Source organism: Chelativorans sp. M5D2P16 (genome assembly GCF_034427935.1).
In the GTDB taxonomy this organism is placed as follows: Bacteria; Pseudomonadota; Alphaproteobacteria; order Rhizobiales; family Rhizobiaceae; genus Chelativorans.
Window position 1 is genome coordinate 244,439 of the sequence record NZ_JAXQNM010000040.1, and the last position, 24,086, is coordinate 268,524.

The 24,086-nt window shown below is 63.6% G+C and carries 23 protein-coding genes; 17 read left to right on the forward strand and 6 right to left on the reverse strand.

Translation table 11 applies throughout. The features are described from left to right. Positions 1 to 45 precede the first annotated feature (45 nt). The 13 genes from SIN08_RS21415 to SIN08_RS21475 all read left to right on the forward strand — a co-directional run bounded on the left by SIN08_RS21415 (position 46) and on the right by SIN08_RS21475 (position 14,656). Positions 46 to 1,563 carry a di-heme oxidoredictase family protein gene (locus tag SIN08_RS21415; protein ID WP_322453643.1) on the forward strand — a complete coding sequence of 506 codons (1,518 nt, stop codon included), beginning with the start codon at positions 46 to 48 and terminating at the stop codon, positions 1,561 to 1,563. Beyond that, positions 1,564 to 2,640 (forward strand): imelysin family protein, encoded by a 1,077-nt coding sequence (locus tag SIN08_RS21420; RefSeq protein WP_322453644.1) that lies wholly within the window; start codon positions 1,564 to 1,566, stop codon positions 2,638 to 2,640. After that, positions 2,621 to 3,718 (forward strand): DUF1513 domain-containing protein, encoded by a 1,098-nt coding sequence (locus tag SIN08_RS21425; RefSeq protein WP_322453645.1) that lies wholly within the window; start codon positions 2,621 to 2,623, stop codon positions 3,716 to 3,718. Before SIN08_RS21420 ends, SIN08_RS21425 begins: the two co-directional genes overlap by 20 nt. Before the next feature lie 338 nt (positions 3,719 to 4,056). Further along, complete coding sequence (locus SIN08_RS21430; protein ID WP_322453646.1) at positions 4,057 to 6,222, forward strand: mechanosensitive ion channel domain-containing protein; 2,166 nt, start codon at positions 4,057 to 4,059, stop codon at positions 6,220 to 6,222. A gap of 354 nt (positions 6,223 to 6,576) precedes the next feature. Further along, on the forward strand, positions 6,577 to 7,440 hold the full coding sequence (locus SIN08_RS21435; RefSeq protein WP_322453647.1) for an AraC family transcriptional regulator: 864 nt from the start codon (positions 6,577 to 6,579) through the stop codon (positions 7,438 to 7,440). A 116-nt stretch (positions 7,441 to 7,556) separates the two neighbouring features. After that, positions 7,557 to 8,000, forward strand: coding sequence for an SRPBCC family protein (locus SIN08_RS21440; RefSeq protein ID WP_322453648.1), 444 nt, complete (start codon positions 7,557 to 7,559; stop codon positions 7,998 to 8,000). Between the two features lie 9 nt (positions 8,001 to 8,009). Beyond that, positions 8,010 to 8,810, forward strand: coding sequence for an FAD binding domain-containing protein (locus SIN08_RS21445; RefSeq protein WP_322453649.1), 801 nt, complete (start codon positions 8,010 to 8,012; stop codon positions 8,808 to 8,810). A gap of 19 nt (positions 8,811 to 8,829) precedes the next feature. Next, positions 8,830 to 9,312 carry a (2Fe-2S)-binding protein gene (locus tag SIN08_RS21450; protein ID WP_322453650.1) on the forward strand — a complete coding sequence of 161 codons (483 nt, stop codon included), beginning with the start codon at positions 8,830 to 8,832 and terminating at the stop codon, positions 9,310 to 9,312. A gap of 20 nt (positions 9,313 to 9,332) precedes the next feature. After that, complete coding sequence (locus SIN08_RS21455; protein WP_322453651.1) at positions 9,333 to 10,700, forward strand: xanthine dehydrogenase family protein molybdopterin-binding subunit; 1,368 nt, start codon at positions 9,333 to 9,335, stop codon at positions 10,698 to 10,700. 3 nt (positions 10,701 to 10,703) lie between these two features. Next, positions 10,704 to 11,714, forward strand: coding sequence for a xanthine dehydrogenase family protein molybdopterin-binding subunit (locus tag SIN08_RS21460; protein WP_322453652.1), 1,011 nt, complete (start codon positions 10,704 to 10,706; stop codon positions 11,712 to 11,714). A gap of 17 nt (positions 11,715 to 11,731) precedes the next feature. Next, on the forward strand, positions 11,732 to 12,604 hold the full coding sequence (locus SIN08_RS21465; RefSeq protein ID WP_322453653.1) for a MoxR family ATPase: 873 nt from the start codon (positions 11,732 to 11,734) through the stop codon (positions 12,602 to 12,604). After that, the gene (locus SIN08_RS21470; RefSeq protein ID WP_322453654.1) at positions 12,601 to 13,785 is read left to right on the forward strand and encodes a VWA domain-containing protein; all 1,185 of its coding nucleotides are present in this window, start codon (positions 12,601 to 12,603) and stop codon (positions 13,783 to 13,785) included. The genes SIN08_RS21465 and SIN08_RS21470 overlap by 4 nt, the downstream gene beginning before the upstream one ends. Beyond that, entirely contained in the window at positions 13,769 to 14,656 is an 888-nt protein-coding gene (locus SIN08_RS21475; RefSeq protein WP_322453655.1) for an amidohydrolase, read from the forward strand. The genes SIN08_RS21470 and SIN08_RS21475 overlap by 17 nt, the downstream gene beginning before the upstream one ends. Positions 14,657 to 14,864: 208 nt before the next feature. Here the strand turns inward: SIN08_RS21475 and SIN08_RS21480 are convergent, their stop codons facing one another. Beyond that, complete coding sequence (locus SIN08_RS21480) at positions 14,865 to 15,452, reverse strand: DJ-1/PfpI family protein (RefSeq protein WP_322453656.1); 588 nt, start codon at positions 15,450 to 15,452, stop codon at positions 14,865 to 14,867. Positions 15,453 to 15,894: 442 nt separating this feature from the next. On the opposite strand from SIN08_RS21480, the gene SIN08_RS21485 reads away from it, so the two are divergent. Genes SIN08_RS21485 through SIN08_RS21500 form a run of 4 tightly spaced genes read left to right on the forward strand, consistent with a single transcriptional unit; the run spans position 15,895 to position 19,682 of the window. After that, on the forward strand, positions 15,895 to 16,782 hold the full coding sequence (locus SIN08_RS21485) for a sugar phosphate isomerase/epimerase family protein (protein WP_322453657.1): 888 nt from the start codon (positions 15,895 to 15,897) through the stop codon (positions 16,780 to 16,782). Between the two features lie 9 nt (positions 16,783 to 16,791). Continuing rightward, the gene (locus tag SIN08_RS21490; protein WP_322453658.1) at positions 16,792 to 17,961 is read left to right on the forward strand and encodes a mandelate racemase/muconate lactonizing enzyme family protein; all 1,170 of its coding nucleotides are present in this window, start codon (positions 16,792 to 16,794) and stop codon (positions 17,959 to 17,961) included. A 3-nt stretch (positions 17,962 to 17,964) separates the two neighbouring features. Further along, positions 17,965 to 18,696, forward strand: a complete 732-nt coding sequence (locus SIN08_RS21495) for a FadR/GntR family transcriptional regulator (protein WP_322453660.1) — start codon at positions 17,965 to 17,967, stop codon at positions 18,694 to 18,696. A gap of 5 nt (positions 18,697 to 18,701) precedes the next feature. Beyond that, positions 18,702 to 19,682, forward strand: coding sequence for a hydroxyacid dehydrogenase (locus SIN08_RS21500; RefSeq protein ID WP_322453661.1), 981 nt, complete (start codon positions 18,702 to 18,704; stop codon positions 19,680 to 19,682). A gap of 62 nt (positions 19,683 to 19,744) precedes the next feature. On the opposite strand, the gene SIN08_RS21505 is transcribed toward SIN08_RS21500, so the two are convergent. From SIN08_RS21505 to SIN08_RS21525, 5 genes are read right to left on the reverse strand one after another with little or no spacing between them, the layout of a single operon-like run. After that, positions 19,745 to 20,818 carry an ABC transporter ATP-binding protein gene (locus SIN08_RS21505; RefSeq protein ID WP_322453662.1) on the reverse strand — a complete coding sequence of 358 codons (1,074 nt, stop codon included), beginning with the start codon at positions 20,816 to 20,818 and terminating at the stop codon, positions 19,745 to 19,747. 3 nt (positions 20,819 to 20,821) lie between these two features. After that, a complete protein-coding gene (locus SIN08_RS21510) occupies positions 20,822 to 21,928 on the reverse strand; it encodes an ABC transporter ATP-binding protein (RefSeq protein WP_322453663.1) in 1,107 nt (368 codons plus the stop codon). Beyond that, positions 21,925 to 22,170 carry a hypothetical protein gene (locus SIN08_RS21515; protein ID WP_322453664.1) on the reverse strand — a complete coding sequence of 82 codons (246 nt, stop codon included), beginning with the start codon at positions 22,168 to 22,170 and terminating at the stop codon, positions 21,925 to 21,927. The genes SIN08_RS21510 and SIN08_RS21515 overlap by 4 nt, the downstream gene beginning before the upstream one ends. Beyond that, positions 22,167 to 23,126: a carbohydrate ABC transporter permease gene (locus tag SIN08_RS21520; RefSeq protein WP_322453665.1), complete on the reverse strand. Its 960-nt coding sequence runs from the start codon at positions 23,124 to 23,126 to the stop codon at positions 22,167 to 22,169. Before SIN08_RS21520 ends, SIN08_RS21515 begins: the two co-directional genes overlap by 4 nt. Position 23,127: 1 nt before the next feature. Further along, the gene (locus tag SIN08_RS21525; protein ID WP_322453666.1) at positions 23,128 to 24,033 is read right to left on the reverse strand and encodes a carbohydrate ABC transporter permease; all 906 of its coding nucleotides are present in this window, start codon (positions 24,031 to 24,033) and stop codon (positions 23,128 to 23,130) included. Between the last annotated feature and the right edge of the window lie 53 nt (positions 24,034 to 24,086).

Consider the following 24,086-nt stretch of genomic DNA (forward strand, 5'->3'; position numbering starts at 1 on the left):
CCGTCCTTCGGACGCGGCGGCTCCCTCTTTCCGCCTGTCGGTGCGATGCGTTTTCCTGTTCGATCTTTCCTGCCTCTCATAGCGGCATTCCTCACCCTCCTCATCGCTGTCGAGGCGCGGGTGCCGGCCCCGCGCGACGATCTGAGCGAAAAGGATCGTGCGCGTGTGGAAAAGGTGACGCGACCGACCACGGACTTCACCGCCGCCGAGCGTTTCGAGCGCAGGCAGGCAGGTGCCGCGACCTCCACGAAGCGCGTCAACGCCGATGCCTACTCGCATCCCTCCGCCAATCTGAAGTTCGAAGACGAGCAGCGCTTCCTGCTCGGCAACGGGCTTTTCCGCAAGGAGTGGGTGTCCGCCCCCTCCTCCACCCAGGCTTCCGACGGGCTTGGGCCGCTCTTCAATGCACGCGCCTGCCAGTCCTGCCACATAAAGGACGGCCGTGGCCACGCGCCTGCGAGCCGGAAGGATGCGGCTGTCTCCCTGCTCGTGCGGCTCTCGGTGCCGCCCACGGAGAAACAGGAAGAAGCAATTCGCGACGGCCGCCTTTCCGTGGTTCCCGAGCCGGTCTATGGCGGCCAGCTCCAGGATTTTGCCGTAGCCGGGCTGCCGGCCGAAGGCCGCGTGCGGATCGACTACGCGGAGGTGCCCGTGCGGCTCGGCGACGGCGAGATCGTGCGTCTTCGCAGGCCGAAGCTTTCCATCGACAATCCGGGTTTCGGACCTCTGCATCCCGACGTCATGCTTTCGGCCCGTGTCGCCCCGCCGATGATTGGTCTCGGGCTCCTGGAAGCGATCGACCGTGGTGACATTCTTGTTCGCGAGGACCCGCAGGACGCGGACGGCGACGGTATCTCCGGCCGCGCCCGCTGGGTGCGCGACAAGGCGGGCGAATGGCATCTCGGCCGCTTCGGCTGGAAGGGCAATGCCATGAGTGTCGAGCAGCAGACGGCCGACGCCTTCTTCGGCGACATGGGCCTTTCCACGCCGCTGGTGCCGGACCACTGGGGCGAATGCACGAAAGCCGAAGGTGCCTGCCGCGAATTGCCCCATGGCGCCCAGCCGCATCTGGGGGCGGAGGAGGTGCCGGCCGAGCTGCTCGACCTCGTCGTCTTCTATTCGCAGAATCTGGCCGTGCCCGCGCGCCGCGACGTGGACGACCCAAGCGTCCTCGCCGGCAAGCAGGTCTTCTACGAGGCGGGCTGCACGAACTGCCACACACCCAAATTCGTGACCCGGCGGGACGCCGCCGTGCCCGCGCTCGCCTTCCAGCTCATCTGGCCGTACACCGACCTTCTGCTTCACGATATGGGCGAGGGTCTCGCCGACCACCGACCGGAAGGTACGGCAACCGGCTATGAATGGCGTACGCCGCCGCTTTGGGGGATCGGTCTTGCAAAGACCGTGCACGGCGAGGCAACCTTCCTGCACGATGGCCGCGCGCGAACACTTCTGGAGGCGATTCTGTGGCACGGCGGCGAGGCGAAGGCCGCACGCGACAGAGTGGTGGAGATGGACAAGGCCGACCGCGACAATCTCATCCGTTTCCTGGAGTCGCTGTAGATGCTGAAGACGCTCCTTCTTTGCCTCAGCCTTGCCTTGAGCCTGCCGGTGCAGGCGCAGGAATCCGGGCATATTCCGCCCGATATCGGCACGCGCGTGGCGGATCGCTACGCCGCATCGAGCCTTGCCGGTTTTGCCGGCGTGACGGGGCGGCTGCGCGGCAAGATTGAAGAGCTTTGCGCGAGACCGGGCAAGGCTGCCCTTGCCGAAGTGCGCGCGACCTTCGCAGACACGATCAGGGCCTGGGCCTATGTCTCAATCCTGCGCTTCGGGCCGCTTGTCGAAGAAAACCGCTTCGAGCACATCTTCTTCTGGCCGGATCCGCGCGGAGTGACGCTGCGCCAGGTGCAGGGCGTGCTCGCGGAAAAGGACGAACAGGCGGCAAATCCCTTGACGCTCAAGGAAAAGAGCGTGGCACTCCAGGGCCTGCCGGCGCTCGAATTCGTACTGTTCGGCTCGGGCTCCGAGGCGCTTGCCCGAGTGGGCGACGGTTTTCGCTGCCGTTACGGCACGGCGATCGCTGCCAATCTGGCCAATCGCGCCGCAGCCCTAGAGGCCGCCTGGGCGCCGGGCTCTTCGTTCCACGCCGCGTTCACCGAGCCCGGCGCGGACAACGCCCTCTACCGCTCGCCGAAGGAGGTGGCGGGCGAAGTGGTCAAGGCGCTGGGCACCACGCTGCAATTTGCCCGAGACGCCGAGCTTCTGCCGGCCCTCGGCGACGATGCAGCAAAGGCCAATGGCCGGCGCGCGCCGTTCTGGCGCTCCAATCTCACCTTCGCTCTGGTCGGTGCGCAGATCGAGGGCACGATGGCGCTCCTTCAGTCGACCGGATTCGGCACCCGGCTCGACGCGGAACGCCGGGCCGTCATCGACACGGTTCTGTTCGATCTGGAGCATGCACTGGGTGCGGTCGACGACGTGCAGGCGCCGGCGGAGACAGCCTTCGCGGAGGAAAAGAGCCGTCGCCGCATCACCTATGCCGCCGTGGCACTCAAGGGCGCCAACCGCAGCATCAGCGAAGAGCTTTCGGCCGCTATCGGATTGACGATGGGCTTCAATGCACTCGACGGCGATTGACCGCAGAACCTTTCTGGCGCTCGCCGGCTGGGCGTCCTTTGCGCCCGCACGGGCGGGTGCGGCGGAGGAGGCGCTGTTTCTCGGCGCGAGGCTGAACGGCAGCCAGTTCGAGGCCGCCGTCGTCGACGCGCGCGGGCGCGACCGACTGGTGCTGCCGCTCGAAGCGCGCGGCCATTCCTTCGCAATCGACGCACCGCGCCGGCGTGCTGTCGCCTTTGCACGCTCGCCGGGCCGCTTCGCCATCGCCTTCAACGTGGACGACAGGGCGGAACCGGTCGCCATCGCCGCTCCGCCCGACCGCCATTTCTATGGCCACGGCATCTTCACGCCCGACGGCAAGCTGATGCTCGCCACGGAGAACGATTTCGAGGGCGGGCGCGGGGTTGCCGGCATCTATGACGCGACGGACGGCTTCCGCCGCATCGGCGAATTTCCGACCGATGGTGTCGGGCCCCACGAAGCCGTCCTGCTGCGGGATGGCAGGACGCTGTGCGTGGCCAATGGCGGCATCCTCACCCATCCCGACTACGGCCGCACCAAGCTCAACCTTGCCACGATGGCGCCGAGCCTTGCCTATATCGACATCGCCAGCGGCGAGGTGACGGAGAGAACGGCACTCGCCAAGGAGCTTCACCGGCTTTCCCTCCGCCACATGGCGGTGGATGCGGCGGGCGACGTCTGGTTCGGCTGCCAGTACCAGGGCGAGACGGCGGAAAGGCCGCCGCTGGTGGGCCGGCACCGGCGGGGCCGCGTTATCGAGCTGTTTCCCGCCCCGAGGGAGATCCTCCACGCCATGCAGAACTATGTCGGTTCGGTCGCGGTGGACGCCTCGGGCACGATGCTTGCCACCTCCAGCCCGCGCGGCGGGCTGATCGTCTTCTGGGACACGGCGACGGGCCGCTGCCTCGGGCGGCGGACACTCGCCGACGGCTGCGGCGTGGCGCCCGCGGCACGGGATGAGGTGCTTGCCACCAGCGGGCGCGGGGCGATCGTTACGGCCGGGCCCGAGACGGAGAAGGTCATACGCTCCGAGGGCGCGGGTCGGCCCGCCTGGGACAACCACTTGCGCCGCATTTGAACGGTCGTTCAATCCGGTGATCACCAAAGGGCTCTGAGCAGACGACAAACCGGAGCGGCACTTCGGCAGGCCGAGAACGCGGCAGGTTGAAATGAGAGGCGCAAAGTCTATTCTCGGCCACGGCATCATATACAATTGAAATCCCTCCCGGAAACCGAGGTCACCAGTTGCCGGCCCTTCTGCGATACGTTCTGTCTCCGCTTTTTGCGCTTCTTCTGCTCACAGGTTCTGTGGCCGCACAGACCGAAGCGCCGCCCGCACAGGAACCGCCCGGCGGTCCGCAACCGAGCTATGGAGCGATCGCGGATCTTCTCGAAGACGAAGCAGCCCGGAATGCTTTGATTGAGGAACTGCGCAGGCTTGCAGCCGGCGACGCCGTGCCGGCGGAAACGGAAACACAGGATGTCTCGCTGGCCCGCCAGATCGCGGATCTTACAAGTACCGCTGCCGAAGGTTTCGTGACCGAGCTCGACGCGGCCTACGACCGTATCCTGGACCTCGACCTGGATACGTTGTCGTCCACGGGGATGGCGAATCTGGCAAGGGGTGCATTCGATCTCGGCGTCGTTGTCGCCGTCGTCATTGCAATCCTTTGGCTGGCGCGAACTCTGGCGCGTTCGGTCTACCGAAGGGCATCCGATTGGGTGCTGGTGCCGGACCGTCCGGGAACCTGGCTGCGGCGTTGGCTGGCGGCCCTTGGCTGCAGCCTGCTCGATCTCGTCACCGTCGCCGTCGGTTGGGTGGCCGGCTATGCCATCGCCCTTTTCGTCCTCGGGGACGAGACCGGGCGCATCGACACGAGCCAGTCACTCTTCCTCAACGCCTTTCTCGTCATTGAGACCATCAAGGTCGCGCTCCGGCTCTTTTTCGCAACGCGGTACGACGGATTGCGGCTGCTCCCGATCAGGGGTGAGGACGCAGCCTACTGGAATACGTGGCTCTCGGGTCTCACGAGCTTCGTGGGTTACGGGATTCTCCTTGTCGCGCCGATCGTCAACATCAATCTCGGAACGGCACTGGGATCTGTCGTTGCCGCCTTTGTCTATGGTGTGGCGCTCATCCTCGCAGTTGTCATGATCCGTCAGAATCGCGAGCCGGTAAGGACGCGGCTCGAGGCGATGGCCGAGAGAAGCCAGATCGGCTTCGCAAACATCCTTCTGGGCACGCTGGCCCGCATCTGGCACATCATCATGATCGCCTACCTTTCGGTGCTGGCGCTGCTCCTGATCATAGAGCCGGAGGAAGCGCTCTCCTTCATGATCGGCGCAACGGTCCAGATGATCGTGGCGATTGCAGCAGGAATTCTCCTGTCGGCATTGGTCGACAAGGCGATCGCTTTCGGCGTACGGCTGAAGCCCGAGATGCGTTCGCAATTCCCGATGCTGGAGGAGCGGCTGAACGCCTTCGTGCCCACGACATTGAAGGTGGTGCGCATCGTCATTGCCCTCGTCGTGGCGGCGGTTGTTCTGGACGCCTGGGAGGTCTTCGATTTCTTCGCCTGGATACGCTCGGACGGCGGCCTCCTGGTTCTCGGCAAGATCGTGACCATCGCCCTGGTGCTGACCGCAGCTTTCGCCATCTGGCTGTTTGTTTCATCCTGGATCGAATACCGTCTAAACCTGCAAACCAGTGGCGTCCTCGCCGCCTCCATGGCGCGCCAGCGCACGCTTCTGACGATCTTCCGCAACGCCTTGACCGTCGTCCTCGTCGTCATGGCGGCGATGATCACGCTGTCCGAACTCGGCGTCGATATCGGACCATTGCTGGCCGGGGCCGGCGTACTCGGTCTCGCCATCGGCTTCGGCGCGCAAAAGCTCGTGCAGGACGTCATCACGGGCGTGTTCATCCAGCTCGAAAACGCCATCTACACGGGCGACGTCGTCACGGCTGCCGGAACCACGGGCGTGGTCGAAAAGCTGACGATCCGTTCGCTCGGGATTCGCGACCTTTCGGGCACCTACCACATCGTCCCGTTTTCCTCCGTCGATACGGTGTCGAACTTCATGCGCGGCTTCTCCTACCACGTGGGAGAGTACGGGGTCGCGTATCGGGAGAACATCGATGAGGTGATCGAGGTGATGAAGCAGGCGTTTGAGGAATTGCGCGCCAACCCCGATTATTCCGACAGCATCATCGACGATCTCGAGGTGCACGGGGTCACTCAGCTTGCCGATTCCAGCGTGAATGTCCGCATACGCATCAAGACCCTGCCCGGCCAGCAATGGAGTGTCGGGCGGGCCTACAACGCCATCATAAAGAAGCACTTCGACGCGGCCGGGATCGAGATCCCCTTCCCGCATGTCACGCTCTATTTCGGCGAGGACAAGAAAGGCTCCGCGCCCGCCGCGCCGATCAAGATCATTCAGCCCTCGCCTCCGGTTGCAGGCAAAAAATCCGACGATGCAAAGCCGAGCACCCCCCGGCGGGCGAAAGTCTCAAAGAAGAAGCCGGCGCAGTCCTCACAGGAGAACAAGACGGATATCCCTTCCGACGGTGAGGTCTAGAGGCTGCCAGGAACCATGGATGGGCTGCGCGCACGTGTCCCGAACCCATGCGACAGCCAACAATGCGCGGGTAACAGCGCTTGCGTGTACAGCTCCAGTCCCATGGCCCTTCTGATGACGCCCGTTCCCAGAAAGCGGCTCATGTTCGATCTGGTCGATGGCGGCTTCAAACAGCGACGAGCCGGGAATGGGCCAATCAATCAGTCTGAAAAAGACTCCCGCCCGACTGTGCAAACCGCGTAAGATGGCCTTCTCGGGTTGACGGGTACGCCGTGCTACCCAAAAATCGAGACATGCGGATGACGGCGCGTGCAAGCGCGTCGAAACGGGAGGTCTCATTCGCGGGAGGAAAAGATGACGGAATTCATCAGGCTCTTCCGGGGCCCCTTCGGGCATGTCTCACTTCTGAATGTCGGCGGCAATCTCGTCACCCATGCCCACCCGGAGATCCATATCGTAATCTGGCTGGCGGGATGCGCCGGCACCATGACGGTTGACGGCTGGACCATCGCCCCGCGGCCGGGGATCGCCATCGGCATAAATTCCTTTGAGCCGCACAGCCATACCTTTGCCAGGTCCGAAACCCCCGGTCAGTTCCTGGCCTTCTACATCGACCGTGAATGGCTCAACAGCCGGCTCGGGTTGCCTCCCGCCTCCGTGGCCTTCGAGAAGCCGGTCATCCCGCTGCCGCGCTGGCTTGTCGATCTGGCCTTTCTGCTTCCCGACCGGCTGGCCAGCGGCGAGGAGGAGCTCGTCTCCTACGAAGTTGTGCGCTTCATCGACCATGTCATGGCGGCCGCCGGTGCGACGCAGCCAAAAAAGGCAGGCGCCAAGACGATGCGCCGCAGCCGGGACTTCCGCATACGCAAGGCAGTCGCGCTGATGGAAGCGAATATCGGCGAACGCATCTGCTTTGACGAGGTCGCCCGCAGCGTCGGCCTTTCCCGGCCGCACTTCTTCGTGCTCTTCAGGGAGCAGATGGGGGTCACACCGAATGTCTACTGGAACACGCTCAGGCTTGCCGAAGCCACGCGATGCCTGCAATCCTCCGACGAACCCGTGATCTCTCTCGCCTGCAATCTCGGCTTTTCTTCGCAAGGAAACTTCTCCCGCTTCTTTCGCGAACACACAGGCGTTCCGCCGACCGTTTATCGCTCGGCAGCAAGCGAGGGCCGGCCGGGTCTGCCCACACGGGGGCGCGCTGAATTCCTTCGTTAGACGGGCCCTCCGGTTCGATTTTCAGACTATTCGATAGGTACTCCAGACCGATCGATAAGCACATGCCGCTCCGCCTCCCTACGATCCACTCAACTGGATCAGGATAGGGAAGCCACATGCCTACAGTCACCGTTTCTTCCGTCATCGATGCACCGGTCGAGAAGGTCTGGGCACGCATCCGCGACTTCAACGGCCTGCCTTCCTGGCATCCGCGCATGGTCAAGAGCGAGATCGAGGACGGACGGCCCGCCGACGAGATCGGCTGCGTGCGCAAGTTTCAGCTCGCCTCGGGCGCAACGCTGCGCGAGAAGCTGATCGCCTTCTCCGACACCGACCATTCCGTCACTTACAGCATCCTCGAAACGCCACAGCCGATCAGCAACCACCAGGCAACGCTCTCGCTGCGACGCATCACCGACGGCAATCGGACTTACGCCGAATGGACCGCGACGTTCGATGCGCCAGCCGAGGAGGCCGACAAGGTGGCGGAGGGCATGGGCGCCAATGTCTTCCAGGGCGGCTTCGACGCGCTGAAAGCCCATTTCGCGGAGAACCCTTGAGAAAAAGCCATGGCCATGACGCTCCAGACTTTTTCGACTGCGGACGCCGCCGGTGCCGCGCTGGCAGCCGACGACGCCTCGCGCTATATCGGCGGCGGCACGCTCGTCGTGCGCCAAGCCAATGAAGGCGACGTGTCCTTTTCGACATATGTTCGGGCGACGGATCCGGCGCTTTCGGCCATTACCGTAGAAGACGGCCGGGCGACCCTCGGCGCTTCCGTGACGATGGGGCGGATCATCGCCGATGGGCGCCTCGCGGGTCTGGCCGAGGCGGCAAGGAGCGTCGGCGGCCCGGCGATCCGCAACGTGGCGACCGTGGGCGGCAACCTCTATGCACCAGCGCCTTACGGCGACCTCGCCGTCGCGCTGCTGGCGCTGGATGCAACCATAGAGGTCGGCGGTGGGCCGATCCCGCTTTCGGCCTTTCTTGCGGATCGCCACGGGACCTACGCACATACGGTGCTGAAAAGCGTCGGCTTTGCCTTACCGTCGGCCGGCAGCTTGCGATTCCTCAAGGTCTCGCGCGTCAAGCCGAAAGGTATCTCGGTCGTGACGATCGCCGCTCTTCTTGAGGAAAAGGACGGAACGATCACCAGCGCGCGCGTCGCCTATGGCTGCATGGCCGACCGGCCGATCCGGGCGCAAGCGGTGGAGGCCGCGCTCATCGGCAAGCCACGGACGGCGGACGGCATTCGCGACGCCCTGGCTGTCGCGACCGACGGCACCTCGCCCATCACAGATGCGGTTGCAAGTGCATGGTACCGCAGCCAGGTCCTGCCGGTGCATCTGGGCAGGCTGTTGCTCGCCTAGCAGTATAAGGGAGGAGGCGATGGCAAAGGTTCCGGTACAGTTCACGCTCAACGGCGAGGAAATGGCAGAGTTCGTCGAAAGCGGCACCACACTCTTGAAGGCGCTGCGCGAGAAGATCGGCGACATGTCGGTGAAAGGCGGTTGCCACCAGGGCACCTGCGGAAGCTGCTCCGTCATCATCGATGGCGACCTCAGGCTTTCGTGCCTCACCCTTGCGGAGACCTGCGACGATGCGGCCATCGAAACCACCGCGGGGCTTGCCCGCGGCGGCGTGCTCCATCCGCTGCAACGCGCCTTCCATGAAGGATTTGCCGCACAGTGCGGCTTCTGCACGCCGGGCATGCTGATGGCGGCCAAGGCGCTGCTTGATCGCAACCCGTCACCGAGCCGCGAGGACGTCATCGACGCGATCGGCGGCAACGTCTGTCGGTGCACCGGCTACGAACCGATCATCCAGGCGATCCTTTCGGCCGCACGGGCCAATTCCGTCAACGCGGCCTAGAGGCCGCCAGGGAGGGCACAATGGAGGTCCGCAAGTCCTACTTTGCCGACGAGCGCAAGGATGATCTCAAGGAGATCGGGCAGCCGAGACCGCGCGTCGATACGCTCGGCCACGTCACCGGCAGGACGACCTATTTCGCCGACCGGGAGCTCCCCGGGCTTTTGCATCTGAAGATGGTGCGCAGCCCCCACCACCATGCCCGTATCCGCGGCATCGACCTTTCCGAGGCCGAAAAGCAGCCTGGCCTCGTGCGCATCCTGACGGCTGCCGACGTGCCGCATAATGTCTACACCATCCTGACCCTCATCCAGGTGGGCCCGGAGGACGAGACGGTGCTCGCCGCCGACAAGGTGCGCTGGAAGGGCGAGGCGATCGTTGCCATCCTCGCCGACAGCGAGCGTGCCGCCCACGAGGCGGCCGCCAAGGTGAAGGTCGACTACGAGGTGCTGCCGGCGGTCCTCAGCATCGGGGATGCGCTGAAGCCGGACGCGCCGATCGTCAACGAGTACCACGGCCAGAACTACTACCGCTACGACAGTGGCGAATGCCGCAAGGTCCGCTTCGGCGATGTCGAGGCCGGCTTTGCCGAGGCCGATCACGTGCTCGAGGAGACCTATTCGTCGGGCCCGATCGAGCACGCGCCGACGGAGACGACCGGCTGCATCGTGGTGCCCGAAGGCGACGGCCGCTTCACCTGCTACACCAACACCCAGGCGATGTTCTTCACGCTCGACAACACCTCGATCATCCTCGAGATGGAGGGAGCCAAGCTGCACATGGTCGGCGGCACGGTCGGCGGCGGATTCGGCGGAAAGGTGGACGTCATCGTCGAGCCGATCGCCATTCTTGGTGCGAAGCTCACCGGAAGGCCGGTCTCCTTCATCTATAGCCGTGAAGAAGAAATGCAGATCTCCTCGCCGCGCGCCGCCGAGAAGCTCGTCATCAAGGACGGCGTCATGAAGGACGGACGGATCGTCGCGCGCTACGTGAAGGCCTATATCGACGCCGGCGCCTATTCCCGCCATTCACCCTATGGTGCGCAGAAATCGGCGGCGCATTTCCCCGGCCCCTACACGGTGCCGAATGTCTGGGTGGACAGCTATTGCGTCTACACCAACCGTACGCCATCGAGCGCCATGCGCGGCTTCGGCGTCACGATCGGCGACTTCGCGCTCGAGGTGCAGATGGACAAGCTCGCACAACGCATCGGCATGGACCCGATCGAGTTCCGCTTCGTCAACGCCTATCGCGACGGAGACATGAAGGCGCATCGTCAGGTCACCGAAGGCGCGGCGCTGATCGAATGCATGCAGGAGGCCTCGCGTATCGCGAGTTGGCCGATCGCCGAGAAGTACATGCGGATGTCGTCCGCCACGAGGGAGACGTGAACCATGGCTTTGAAGAGAGGCCGCGGGGTCGCGGCGGTGAACTATCCCACGGGCATGAACCTCGGCGGCGATCCGACGCAGGCGCTGGTGCATTCCACCCCGACGGGCAACTTCATGGTCTCCCTCTCCTCGGTCGATCTCGGCCAGGGCATGAAGCAGGTCATGACACAGATCTGCGCCGAGACGATCGGTGTGCCGACCGACCGCGTGGTGATCGACACCGCCGATACGGATACGGGCCCGCACTGCATGGGCACCTTCGCCTCACGCGGGACGCATCGCGCCGGAAACGCCGTGGTCCAGGCAGCGATGGAAGCCCGCCAGGTAATGCTGGAGGTGGCGGCCGAGGAGCTGGAGACGGATGCCGCCGACCTTGATACGGACGGCCAGGGCAACATCCATGTGAAAGGCGCGCCGCAGCGCTCGGTCTCGATCTTCGATACCGCTCTTGCCGCCCATTTCAAGCACGGCCGCTCGATCTCCGGGCGCGGCATGTTCCTCGTCCCCCGCTCCTATCCGGACACGGAAACGGGCGCCATGAAACCATCCACCTGCTATGCCCATGCCTGCACGGTGGCCGAAGTTGAGGTGGACGACGAGACCGGCGAGGTGACCGTTCTGTCCATCAAGAACGTCTTCGAGATCGGCCGGGCGCTCAATCCGAAGATGGTGGAACAGCAGCTCGTCGGCGGCTCCTGGATGGGCATAAGTCACGCGCTCTACGAGACGACGGAACCATACTATCCAAGCCGCGAGCACGGGGGGCGCGATTTCAACCAGTATGTGATGCCCGGGCCCGGCGACCTCGCGGAAACCGAGATCGTCGTGCTGGAGCGACCCGCGGCGGACGGTCCCTATGGCGCCAAAGGACCCGGCGAGATGTGCGCCAACCCGCAGATCCCCGCCATTGCCAACGCCATCTTCAATGCCGTAGGCGTGCGGATCGACACGCTGCCGATCACGCCCGAACGGGTTCTGCGCGCGCTGCGGCAGAACGCTGGTGCGGCCCATTGAGCGGCGCGATGGGCGTAATGGCGGCAAGCGAAGTTCTAAGCTCGCCCGAACAGGTTGCCGAGCGCTTCGGGCATTGCCGCTACATCGCCGACGAGCCGCTTGCGACAGCGGTCTTTCTCGCCATCCGGCTCGGCAAGCCGTTGCTGCTGGAAGGCGTGCCGGGCGTGGGCAAAACGGAGGCCGCGAAAGCCGTGGCCGAGATATTGCAGAGGGACCTCATCCGCCTGCAATGCTACGAAGGCATCGACGCTCAACACGCCCTCTACGAGTGGAACTACCAGCGCCAGCTCCTGGCGATCCGCCAGGCGAAGAAGGCCGAGACCGACATCTATGACGACCGCTTCCTGATTGAGCGTCCGCTGCTGCGCTCGCTCCGCAACCCCCAGCGGACGGTGCTCCTGGTCGACGAGATCGACCGCTCAGACCATGAATTCGAGGCGCTGCTTCTTGAATATCTCTCCGATTTCCAGATCTCGATTCCCGAGCGGGGAACGGTGCGCGCCGGCGAACCGCCGATCGTGATCCTCACCTCAAACCGCACGCGCGAACTGGCGGAAGCGCTCCGCCGGCGCTGCGTCTACCATTGGATCGCCTATCCCGATCCCGTTCGCGAAACGGCGATCATCCTGGCTCGCGCCGCCGACGTGGCCGAAAGCACGGCGGCCGCCGTAGCGCGCGCCGTAAGCACCATCCGCTCGCATCCGCTGACCAAGCCGCCCGGCATCTCGGAAGCCGTCGAATGGGCAAATGCCGCAACCGTTCTGGAGAAGACGGGCAGCCCGTGGCCGGAGGCTTTCCGCCGGGCGATCGGCGTGCTTCTCAAGGATGAGGAGGACCTCGCCTGTATGCATGAGGAACTGCCGCGCATCCTCGAGGAGGCACTGACGTGAGGCACGCAGCGAGCGCGGATCGCCGGACGCAGCCGCTGCCCCGCCTGCCTCGGGAATGCGCCCCCTTCCTCGACTTCGTCCAGGCGCTGCGCCGCCATGGTTTCGCCGTCGCACCTGACCAGACGGTGAGCTTTCTCGCAGCGGTCGCTCTGCTCGGCCCGAAAAGCATGGAGCATATTCGGCGCGCTGCCATCGCAACGCTTGCCCCGCCGCTCGACAGGCAGAGCACCTTCGACGCGCTTTTCCGCGCCGTCTTCTTCGGAGAAGCCCGCGTAGCGGCCGTGCAAAACGAGGAAGAGGAAGAAATCCTCGTGAAGGACCAGGGCGGCGCCGAAGCTGTCGGCGAGATCCTCCTGCAGCGGGAAAAGGGCGGCGCCCACGCTTCCGCGGCGGAGCGGCTCTCCACGCGTGCGTTCGATAACAGGGAGCGCTCCTTGAGGGCCTTCCAGCGCCAGCTGCCCGACGCCCTGCCCCGCCGCCGGACCTTCCGGCACCTTCGGACCCGTTCGAAGGGCATGATCGACCTGCGCCGCTCGTTCCGCGACATCGTGCATGCGGATGGCGATCTCGCCTCCCCCCGCTTGCGCCGACGCAAGGAGATTGCGCGCCGGCTGCTGCTGATCATCGATATCTCCGGTTCGATGCGGGAGCACACGGACGGACTTCTTGAGCTCGCCCATGCGGCCGTCCAGGCAGCGCCCGGCACCGAGGTCTTCACCATCGGCACCAGGCTCAGCCGCATCACGACGGCGCTCAGAAGCCGCGACCGGGCCCAGGCGCTTGAGCGCGCGGCTGTGTCAGTTGACGACTGGGACGGCGGAACGCGCATAGGACCGTCGCTCAAGGCCTTTCTCGCAGTGCCCCGCTTCGTGGCGCTCGCGCGCGGCAGCCTCGTCGTCCTCGCGTCGGACGGCCTGGAGCGTGGCGGCCATGCGGAATTCGAAAGTGCGGTACGCCGCCTCTCCGCCCTCGCCAACCGCCTGTCGCTTGCAACACCGCTTGCCGGGGATCCGCGGTTCCGGCCGGAAACGGCGGCGCTCGCCTCCATCCTGCCTTGGCTCGACGATCTCGTTGACGGCTCATCCGGTGAGGCGCTCGCGCGCTTCATCCTGTCGCTCGGCAGGCAAGCGCCCCGGGCGGCAGTCTTAAGGAAGGAGGAAGCCCATGCAGCGCGTCATTGACTCGCATTTCCATATCTGGCGCCGCGCCGACCTGCCGTGGCTCAGCGGCCCCATGGTCCCGCGCATCTTCGGTCCCTATGAGCCGATCCGGCGGGACTATCCAATCGACGAATATCTCTCCGATCTCGAAGGACTGGACGTCACAAAGGCCGTTTACGTGCAGACCAACTGGGCAAGGGAGGACTTCGAGAAGGAGGTCGCCTGGGTCAGCGAGACGGCCGAAAAAACCGGCTGGCCGCACGCGATCGTCGGCTATGCGGACATGACGGCAGAGGACGTTCGCCCGCAGCTCGACCGGCTCAAGGCCTATCCGCTGGTACGCGGCGTGCGGATGCAGTTGCACTGGCACGAGGTGCCGGAGTACCGCTTTGCCTCCGGGCCCGACCAGGTTGTCGATCCGGCCGTGCGAAGGAACGTGGGACGGCTCAAGGAATACGGCTTCTCTTTCGACCTTCAGCTCTTCCCGGCGCAAATGAAGGCGGGCGCGGAACTTATCGGAGAAAACCCGGAGACGGATTTCATCCTCACCCATTGCGGTATGCTGGTTGACGAACGGCCGGAAACGGTCGCCGCCTGGAAGGACGGCCTCGCCCGCCTTTCGCCCCTGCCGAACCTTTTTGCCAAGCTCTCGGGCCTGGGCACCTTCGTGCACCGGAACGATCCGGACCTCACAACCTTCATCGTCGATGCCGCCATCGAGTTACTGGGAAGCGAGCGGCTGATGTTCGGCTCGAACTTCCCGATCGAAAAGCTCTGGTCGGACTACGCATCGGTGCTCTCCGCCCATCGCGCCGCAGCCGAGCGGCATGGCGCGAAGGCCGTGGCGGACATCATGCACGACGCGGCCGAGCGCGTCTATCGACCGGCATAGATCTAAAGCGGGATAAATTCGGGTGGAGCCGGCAGTGCGTGCCTTCACCCTCGTCCTTCGACAAGCTCAGGATGAGGGTAAAGGCAGGCCGGCCCCATGCAAGCTTCGACTTCAACGAATGGCGGCGTTCGCCAGCCCTCATCCTGAGCTTGTCGAAGGACGAGGGCGGGATGCCATTCGCAACCCGATCAGCCTTCAATTCATGATACTAGCTATGCCTGATCTCCGTGCCCAGCACCTTCAGGCACTCGCGCATAAAGGCGGCCAGCGCCGTCCAGCCCTTCGCCGAGACCATCTTGCCGTCGACAAGCGCCTCTGTGGGCGACAAGTCGACATAGGTGCCGCCGGCGAGCCTCACCTCCGGCGCGCAGGCGCCGAGCGCCCCGACCCTCTTGCCTTCCAGCACACCGTCGACGGCAATGAGAATCTGGACGCCATGGCATATCGTGAAAATTGGCTTATCGGTCTCGTGAAAGTGCCGGACGATCGTCTGGATACGCTCGTCGGTGCGGATGTATTCCGGGCCGCGGCCGCCCGCGCAATAGACGGCGTCATACTCCTCCGGCCTCACCTCCGAGAAGGTCTTGTTGATGACGAAGTCATGCCCCGGCTTTTCCGTATAGGTCTGATGCCCCTCGAAATCGTGTAGCGAGGTCTTGATCACGTCGCCGGCGTTCTTGTCCGGGCAGATCACATGAACCGTGTGTCCGACCGCCTCCATCGCCTGTTGGAAAACGAAAATCTCGTACTCTTCAGTGAACTCACCGGTCAGCATCAATATCTTCTTGCCCGGCATCGCTTTACTCCTCCCGTGAATTACCCAAAATCGACTATCTCCAGCCACCTCGCCGCGAATATCACGCGTTGAGATCACGGCGGATGTGGCGATAGCCTTCCCGATGGACGGCGTCGGGGCCTTCGGCGAAATCCCCAGTCCTTGGCCGCCCTCATCGGCCCTCGCCGGAATAATGCCCGGGCGTGGAATGGAGCAGTCCGCAATCTGGTAATACCAAACTATCCAATAGGGTCAAGGACTCGAATTCTGACACCTCGACCTTCCCATTTCCACCGTTCTCTATAACACATTGTTTTATCGTGCAAACAGCCACCGTAACTCATACTCGTTGTCAAATCTTGTGGATCGCTTGAGAATGCGATAGAGGTGAAAGAAGATTCTATTGGTCACACCAGATATCGCGCCCGGCGAAGCGCGGAGCTTTCAGGAGGAGGCAAGGAGGATGCATCTTTCGACACACAATTGGATGCGGGCGGAACCATTGGAGACGACGCTGCGCCGTATCAAGCAGTTCGGTTATGAATCCATCGAGATCTCAGGCGAGCCAAGTCAGTACCAGGTGGGGGAGACGCGCGCGCTGCTGAGGGAACACGGCATCCGCTGCTGGGGCGCGGTGACGCTGACGCTGGGCGAGCGCAACCTCGCGGCCAAGGACGAGGAGCAGCGGGCCCGTTCCGTCGATTACGTTAAGAGCGTGATCACGATGGTATCGGAGCTCGACGGGGAGATCATCACGCTCGTGCCGGCAACGGTCGGCAAGGTCGTTCCGGACGCCACCGAAGAGGAGGAGTGGCGGTGGGTCGTCGATGCCACCCGGGAATGCTTCGACCACGCCAAGAAGCGGGGGGTGCGGATCGCCATCGAACCGCTGAACCGCTTCGAGACCTATCTCTTCAATCGCTGCGCGCAGGCGCTGGCCCTGGCCGACGCCGTCGACCCCGAATGCGGCGTTTGCCTCGACGCCTTCCACCTGAATATCGAGGAAGAGGACATCTACGAGGCGATCCGGCTCGCCGGCAGGCGCCTTTTCGATTTCCACATCGCCGACAACAATCGCTTTGCCGCCGGCCTCGGCCATCTCGACTGGCCGAAGATCATCGGCACGCTCAAGGAGATCGGCTATGACGGCGCGCTAACGAACGAGTTCGTCGCACCGGTCGATCGCACACCCGCCGCGAAGTACCCCGACATGGTGGAGCGCGATCCCGTCGACATCCCGCCCGAGCAGCTGAAGTTCATCCAGGATCACGGCTCCAGCCTGCTCACGGAGAAGTTCTATTCCGACCAGATGCGCATTACGGCCGAGACGATCCTGCCGCTGATCCGATGAGCGCATGAAATGCGGATCAAATCGGCACAGGCGTGGTGGGTCAGAATACCGATCGCGCCAGATCGCCAGCATCGCAGCGACTTCGGCCTGTTGCAGACATTCGACGCTGCGATCCTCCGCGTCGAAACCGACGACGGGCTGGTAGGCTGGGGCGAGGGCAAGAATGCCGCCGGCAGCGCCGGCACCTACGCCGCGCTGGTTCACATGCTGAACCATGAGATCGCGCCCCGGCTGATCGGGCGCGATCCCGCCGACATCGTTCAGATATGGGAGATGCTCTACAACGGCGTGCGGTACGAAACTGCCGCCGCCCAGGGATATGCGATGCCCGAACTTTCCCGCCGCGGCCTGTCCATCGCGGCGATCAGCGCAGTCGACATTGCGCTATGGGATATCCTCGGCAAATCGCTCGGACAGCCCGTGTGGCGATTGCTCGGGGGACGCAAATCGGACCGGATGCCAGCATATGCCTCGGGCGGCTGGGCACCCGCCGACAAGATCGGCGAGCAGTTACAATCCTATCTTGCCGATGGCGGTTTCCGGGCGGTGAAGATGCGCGTGGGGGCCATGGATGGCCTGCCCCACATTTCGGCGGCCAGGGTGAAGGCCGCCCGCGCCGCACTCGGCCCGGACATCCAGCTGATGGTCGACGCGCACGGGACCTATACCGTCGCCGAGGCAAAACGCTTTATCCAACTCGTGTCCGATTGCGACCTCGCCTGGTTCGAGGAGCCAGTGAGTGCCGATGACAAGGCAGGCATGGCCGAGGTTCGCTCGAGCGGCCTGATGCCGATCGCTGCCGGTGAGTCCGATACAACGCGTTTTGCGTTCCGCGACCTCGCAATCCTGAGATCGGCCGACATCTTTCAGCCTGATCCAGCCTTCTGCGGCGGCATAACCGAGGCGATGCGCATCGGCGCGATCGCCAGCGCCTTCAACCTGAGGCTCGCACCACATCTGTGGGCCGGCGCACCTTGTTTCTTTGCCGGCCTGCATGTATGCGCAGCGTCGCCGGCGAGCTTCATCATCGAGTATTCGCTCGGCGCAAACCCGATGATCCACGACCTCGTGGAAGACGAGGTACGAGTGGAGGACGGCATGATCAAAATCCCGGACCGCCCCGGCCTCGGTTTCACCATCGCGGAAACGGTTCTTGAAACCTACGCGCAGAAGAGTTGAAAGATGAAGGAAAACAACCTTCTACCGGACCTTGCAGCGCATCTTTACGCGCACTCCAAAGCGGACAATGGGCGCCTTCCGTCCGAACGCGAGCTCGCCGACCACTTCTCGGTGAGCCGCGGCCAGATCCGGGAAGCGCTGGCCATCCTCGAGGCCATGCGTATCGTCGAGCGTCGCGCCAAGTCCGGCATCTATCTGACGACCAACGAGGCGAGCGTGGAGGCGATGGCCCTGTTTGCGCGTGCCGGCGTACCGCTCGATCCCGTCCAGATCTATGAGACGGTGGAACTCAGGAAGATCCACGAGATCAAGGCAGCCGAACTCGCCTGCGAAAGAGCGACGGAAGAGAACTTCGAGCGGCTGCGGGAGATCCTGAGGACCTCGGAGGAGAAGCTGGCCGCGGGCGAAGGTCTTGCGCGCGAGGATCGTGATTTCCACCTCGAAATCGTGCGGGCGACGAAGAACAGCGTCTTCCACAAGGTCTGCAGCGTTTACTACATCATGGGCGAACAGCGCCTGCCGATCTATTTCGGTGATCCTGAACGCAGCCGTCGATCCCATGCCGAGCATATCCAGATCTTCGAGGCCCTCCTGCGAAGGGACGGCAATCTGGCGCAAGCGCTCATGAGCGCGCACCTGACCGGAGCCGAGAGCTACTGGAAAGGCTTGATCGGCACGCCCGGTGCGGACGATCGGGATGCGCCCCGAATGGAGGCCGCCGACGCGCGAGCTTAGTCAAAGTGCCGGTCATCTTCTCGACGCATAGTCTTCACCCCCACGCTGTGCGAGTTCTCGAGCAGGTCGGCGAGTTTGTCGTTGCGAGCGCACCCGATCAGGAGACCCTGCAGCGCGAAGGCCGCGAGGCCGATGTGATCATCGTCAGGGCTCCCCTGCCCACGGCGCTGTTCGACGATCCGCCACGGCTGCGCGCGGCAATCAGGCACGGAGCGGGGCTCGACATGATCCCGGTCGAGGCTGCGACCGAGGCGGGCGTTCTCGTGGCAAACGTGCCGGCCGTCAATGCCCGGACGGTGGCGGAACATGTGATGATGGTCACCCTGGCGCTGCAGCGTCGGTTCCGTATCGTCGACCGCGATCTGCGACAGGCAGGCTGGACGGCGGCGCGGGCCCATGCGGATCTGGGACATGACCTCGCCGGCCGGACCATGGGCATCGTCGGCATGGGCGCAGTCGGACGGGCCGTGTTCGAAACCGCCAGATCAGGTTTCGGGCTGAATGTCATCACGGCAACCCGCAGTTCCACCGCGCTTCCCGAGGGAGTCCTGCGGGTAGATCTCGATACGCTGGTCGCCCGATCGGACGTGATCGTGCTGTGCTGTCCGCTGACAGCCGAGACCAGAGGGCTCATCAATCGTGGGCGCATCAGGCGGATGAAGCCCGAGGTCCTGCTGATCAACGTCTCGCGCGGTCCTGTCGTCGACGAGGCAGCCCTCCTGACGGCCTTGCAAAAGGGAACGATCGCGGGCGCCGCACTCGACGTATTTTCAACCCAGCCACTGCCGGTGGACCATCCACTGCTTGCGCTCGACAACGTGATCCTCACACCCCACATGGCCGGAATTACCGAGGATTCCATGATGAGAATGGGCACTGGAGCTGCCGAAGAGGCGGTGCGGGTTCTGTCCGGTGAACTTCCCAGGAATTTCTGCAATCCGCAGGCGGAAGCCCGCTACCGCCTGAGATTTCCTTCAGGTGGCTGAGATCAGCAATTTCGCAGGGTGGAGCCCCTCCGGCTTGCCAGGCCCGGCAACGTTTCTTTGCCTCAACCTGGATAGGCGAGGCTCCGGCCCGTCCCCCTGTCGAAAAGGATGATCTTGCTCGGGTTACAGGAAAATTGCACCGCCTCGTCGATCCGAAAGCTTTGATGCGCCGGTGTCGTCAGCCGGATCATACTGTCGCCGGTACGCAAAGTGACGATCTTCTCGACACCATAATTTTCGACGTCGTGTACTCTTGCCTGCGCCGGGGCGCCGCTTTCGAGGAACATGTCCTCGGGCCTGATCCCGAAAATCAAGTGACGACCTTCCATGTCGCCTCTGGGCGCTGCGATCGGTAGGCTGAAACCGGCCTCCGCGACGGCATTTCCGCCACTGATTGCACCATGGATGAGATTCATCGGCGGCGAGCCGACCGAACGTGCAACGAAAGTATTCCTTGGGTGGGAGTAGATTTCCGAAGGGGCGCCGACCTGAACGAGGCGGCCACGATCGAGCACGCCGATCCGGTCGCCCATGGACATGGCCTCGATCTGGTCGTGCGTGACGAACAGAAATGTTGCGCCAAGATTCATCTGGAGATTCTTGAGCTCCGTACGCAGCGCCTCGCGCAGCTTGGCGTCGAGCGCCGACAACGGCTCGTCCATGAGAAAGACGCGCGGCTTGCGCACGATCGCCCGTCCGATGGAGACGCGCTGCATCTCTCCACCGGAAAGGCGGTCCGTCTTGCGGTCGAGCAGGTGATCGATGCGCAAGGTTTTCGCGACTTGCTCCACGCGCATCTTCCTCTCGTCCGGTTCGACGCGGCGGATTTTGGACTTCAACGGGAATTCGAGGTTCTCGCGCACCGTGTAGCGCGGGTAGAGCGAATATTGCTGGAGCACGAGCGCGACATCGCGCTCGGCCGGGCCCCAGTTGCTGACGTCCACCCCATCGATCAGCACCGTTCCTTCGGTCGGCTTCTCCAGCCCGGCCACAATACGCAGCGTGGTGGTCTTGCCGGCGCCCGTTTCGCCGAGCAGCACGAAGAACTGGCCGTCGGCGACTTCGAGGTCGAGCCCTCGAAGCGCGGTGTTGGCGCCAAAGGTCTTCGTGATGTCTCTCAGTTCGATATGTGCCATCGCCTACAGCCTCACTCCAAGCGACTTGCCGTCCCTGGTATCGAAGAAGTGCGCCTGCACGGGATCGATGCGTGCATGCACCTGCTCTCCCGCCCTCGGCACGAAGCCAGCCGGCGTGCGCGCACGCAGCATGCCCTCGCCCACCCTGAGGTCGACGATGTCGTGAGAGCCGAGCGGCTCTATGATCTGCGCTTCGACCGGCAGGTAGCCCTCGCGCGGCTCACGCGAGACCAGGATCCCCTCCGGCCGGACACCGAGCGCGAGAGTGTCCTCGGGCGCATGCCCGTTCAGCTTCATCAGCAGTTCACGCGGGAACTGGAAGCCCTCAGCCGCATCATCGACCGTGACACGCGCCGAACCGGCTTCCTCCCTCACGCGCGCGGGCATGACGTTCATCACCGGACTGCCCACGAACTGCGCCACGAAGAGATTCTGCGGGCGGGCATAGACTTCCTCCGGGGTGCCGACTTGCTGGAGCACGCCTTCGTGCATGATGACGATCCGGTCCGCGAGGCTCATCGCCTCCACCTGGTCGTGCGTGACATAAATGGTGGTCGATCCCTGCTTGATGTGCAGGCGCTTGATCTCAGCGCGCATCTCCTCGCGCAGCTTGGCGTCGAGCGCACCGATCGGCTCGTCCATCAGCATGGCCTTCGGCTGGCGCACCAGCGCGCGGCCGATGGCGACGCGCTGCATGTCGCCACCCGAGAGCGCCGACGGCTTGCGGTCGAGCAGGTGCGTGATGCGCAGCACCTTCGCAATCTCGCGAACGGCCTCGTCGATGTCGCCCCTGCTCGTACGCGTAGCGCGAAGCGGGAAGGCAATATTTTCGTACACCGTCATGTGCGGATAAAGCGAGAAGGACTGGAACACCATCGCGATGTCGCGATCCGAGCACTTCAGGTGCTGGACCGGCTTGCCGTCGATCAGGATATCGCCCTCGTCGATCGTCTCTAGTCCGGCGATGGCACGCAGCGTCGTCGTCTTGCCGCAGCCTGACTGCCCGAGCATCACGATGAACTCGTTGCCGGCGATCGACAGGTTGAAGTCCTTGATGACCTGAAGGCTGCCGAACCACTTCTGGACGCCGCGAAGCTCAATTTCCGTCATGCCTTGCCCTCGCGGTGGTCGGAGACGTCAAAAACATCGTCGGAGACGTCCTCTTCGGTCCCCACGGAGCCCGGCCCGATATGCGAGGTGATGATGAATCCCACAAGGCCGATCAGTATGATCGTCACGCCATAGCGGTGCAGGAAGAATATCCAGGGCTGGCAGAGCGCCACGATCCCAAAGATCATCAGCCACATCGAGCCTGGTTCGAGATATCGCCGGTTCATCTCTCGGAAAGTCATTTGCGGATCGCTCCGAAGGACATGCCGCGCAGGAGGTGATTGCGCAGAAGGAAGGTGAAGATCGCGACCGGAAGCAGGAACAGGAATGTGCCCGCCGCAATGACGGTCCAGTCCGGCAGGCCGGAACCGACCTGGCTTGGAATGAAAGGCGGAGCGGTCTGCGCACGCCGGTTCGTCATGATCAGTGCAAAGGCGTACTCGTTCCACGCGATGATGAAGCAGAAGACGGCCGTCGCCGCGATGCCGGTGACGGCTTCGGGCAGCACGACCTTGAAGAAGGCCTGGAGCCGCGTGTAGCCGTCGACGAGCGCCGCCTCCTCGTATTCCTTCGGGATCTCGTCGATGAAGCCTTTCATGAGCCAGACCGAGAAGGAGAGATTGAAGGCGGTATAGAGAATGATCAGCCCGATGTGGGTATCGTTCAGCCCGAACCAGCGGTACATCAGGAACATCGGTATGGCCACGACCACCGGCGGCAGCATTCGCGTCGACAGGATGAAGAACAACCAGTCCTGCTCACCGGCCACCTTGAAGCGCGAAAAACCGTAGGCCGTGAGTGTGCCCATGCCGACTGCAAGGACCGTCGAGGAAATCGCGATGATGAGCGAATTCATGAAGCGGTCCGGATAGGCCGACAGTTGCACTTCGCCGCGGCCGGACCGGACGATCTTCTCCCCATCGTCGAGCACGATCTGCTCCCACCAGGGCGCGGCCGCGTATTCTTCAGGTGTCGGAGGCTCGCGAAGCTGTGAGCGGCGCACCATCAGCTTCACAAACGGCGCGATTTCCGGCTCGAACAGGACCGTCGGCGGAATGGTGGTTGCCAGGTTGCGCGGCTTGAAAGCCGTCGAGGCGATCCAGTAGATCGGCGCCAGGAAGATGATCGTCACGATCAGGACGGCGACGATCGCCAGCCTGTTGAGCGCGACTTCGGAGGTTGTTTTAACTGCCGCCACCTCAGCGCTCCTTCACCTTGTTCAGGTACTTGACGTAGATGTTGGTGATGGCGACCACCATGATCAGCATGATGTAGGCGAGTGCGGAGGACATGCCGGTCTGCCACTCCTGGAAAGCCATCTTGTAGAGCCGGATCGATATGAGTTCCGTGGTCGGCTGGCTGGTCAGGATGTAGGCCAGGTCGAAAGTCTTGAACGCTTCCATGGTGCGGAAGATGATCGCGATCATCAGGATCGGCGCCACCAATGGCAGCGTGATCCGGAAGAAGGTGTAGAACGGCCCGGCCCGGTCGATCGCCGCGGCTTCATAAAGATGCTTGGGCACCGCCGAAAGGCCGGCCAGCGACAGCAGCATGACGAACGGCGACCACATCCAGATGTCGGTGATCGCGACGGCATAAAGCGCCATGTCCGGATTGGACAGCCATTCGAAGCGGCCGAGGCCGAGCGCATAATTGATGATGCCGAAGGATGGATCGTAAAGCAGCTTCCAGAACAGGCCGACGACGGCCATGGACAGCATCATCGGCAAGAGCAGCAGCGTTGTCAGGAGACCCTTGAAAGGAATCGCCCGGTTGAGCAGCATCGCGACGCCGAACCCGACCAGCACCTGCCCCGTCACGGAGACAATCACGTATTTCGCGGTGATCGCGAAGTTGGTCCAAATATAGGGATCGTTCAGCAGTGTGCGGTAGTTCGCGAGACCTACGAAATTCGCGGGCGCATTGGTGGAGGCGCGGAAATCCGTGAAGGAGTAGCCGAGCGAGTACAGCAGCGGGAAGATATTGAAGATGATCAGGAAAAGGATGGTCGGGATTATGAAAAGGTTCCGGATCGTCAAGTCGCTCCAGCCGCGCGCGGCCGCACGCGACTGCGGATCCAGCCGTGTCATGACTTCGGTCGCCAAAACTCTCCTCCTCCGAGAGTACGCCGCGCAAGCGGCCCGGTGAAATCCGCGCC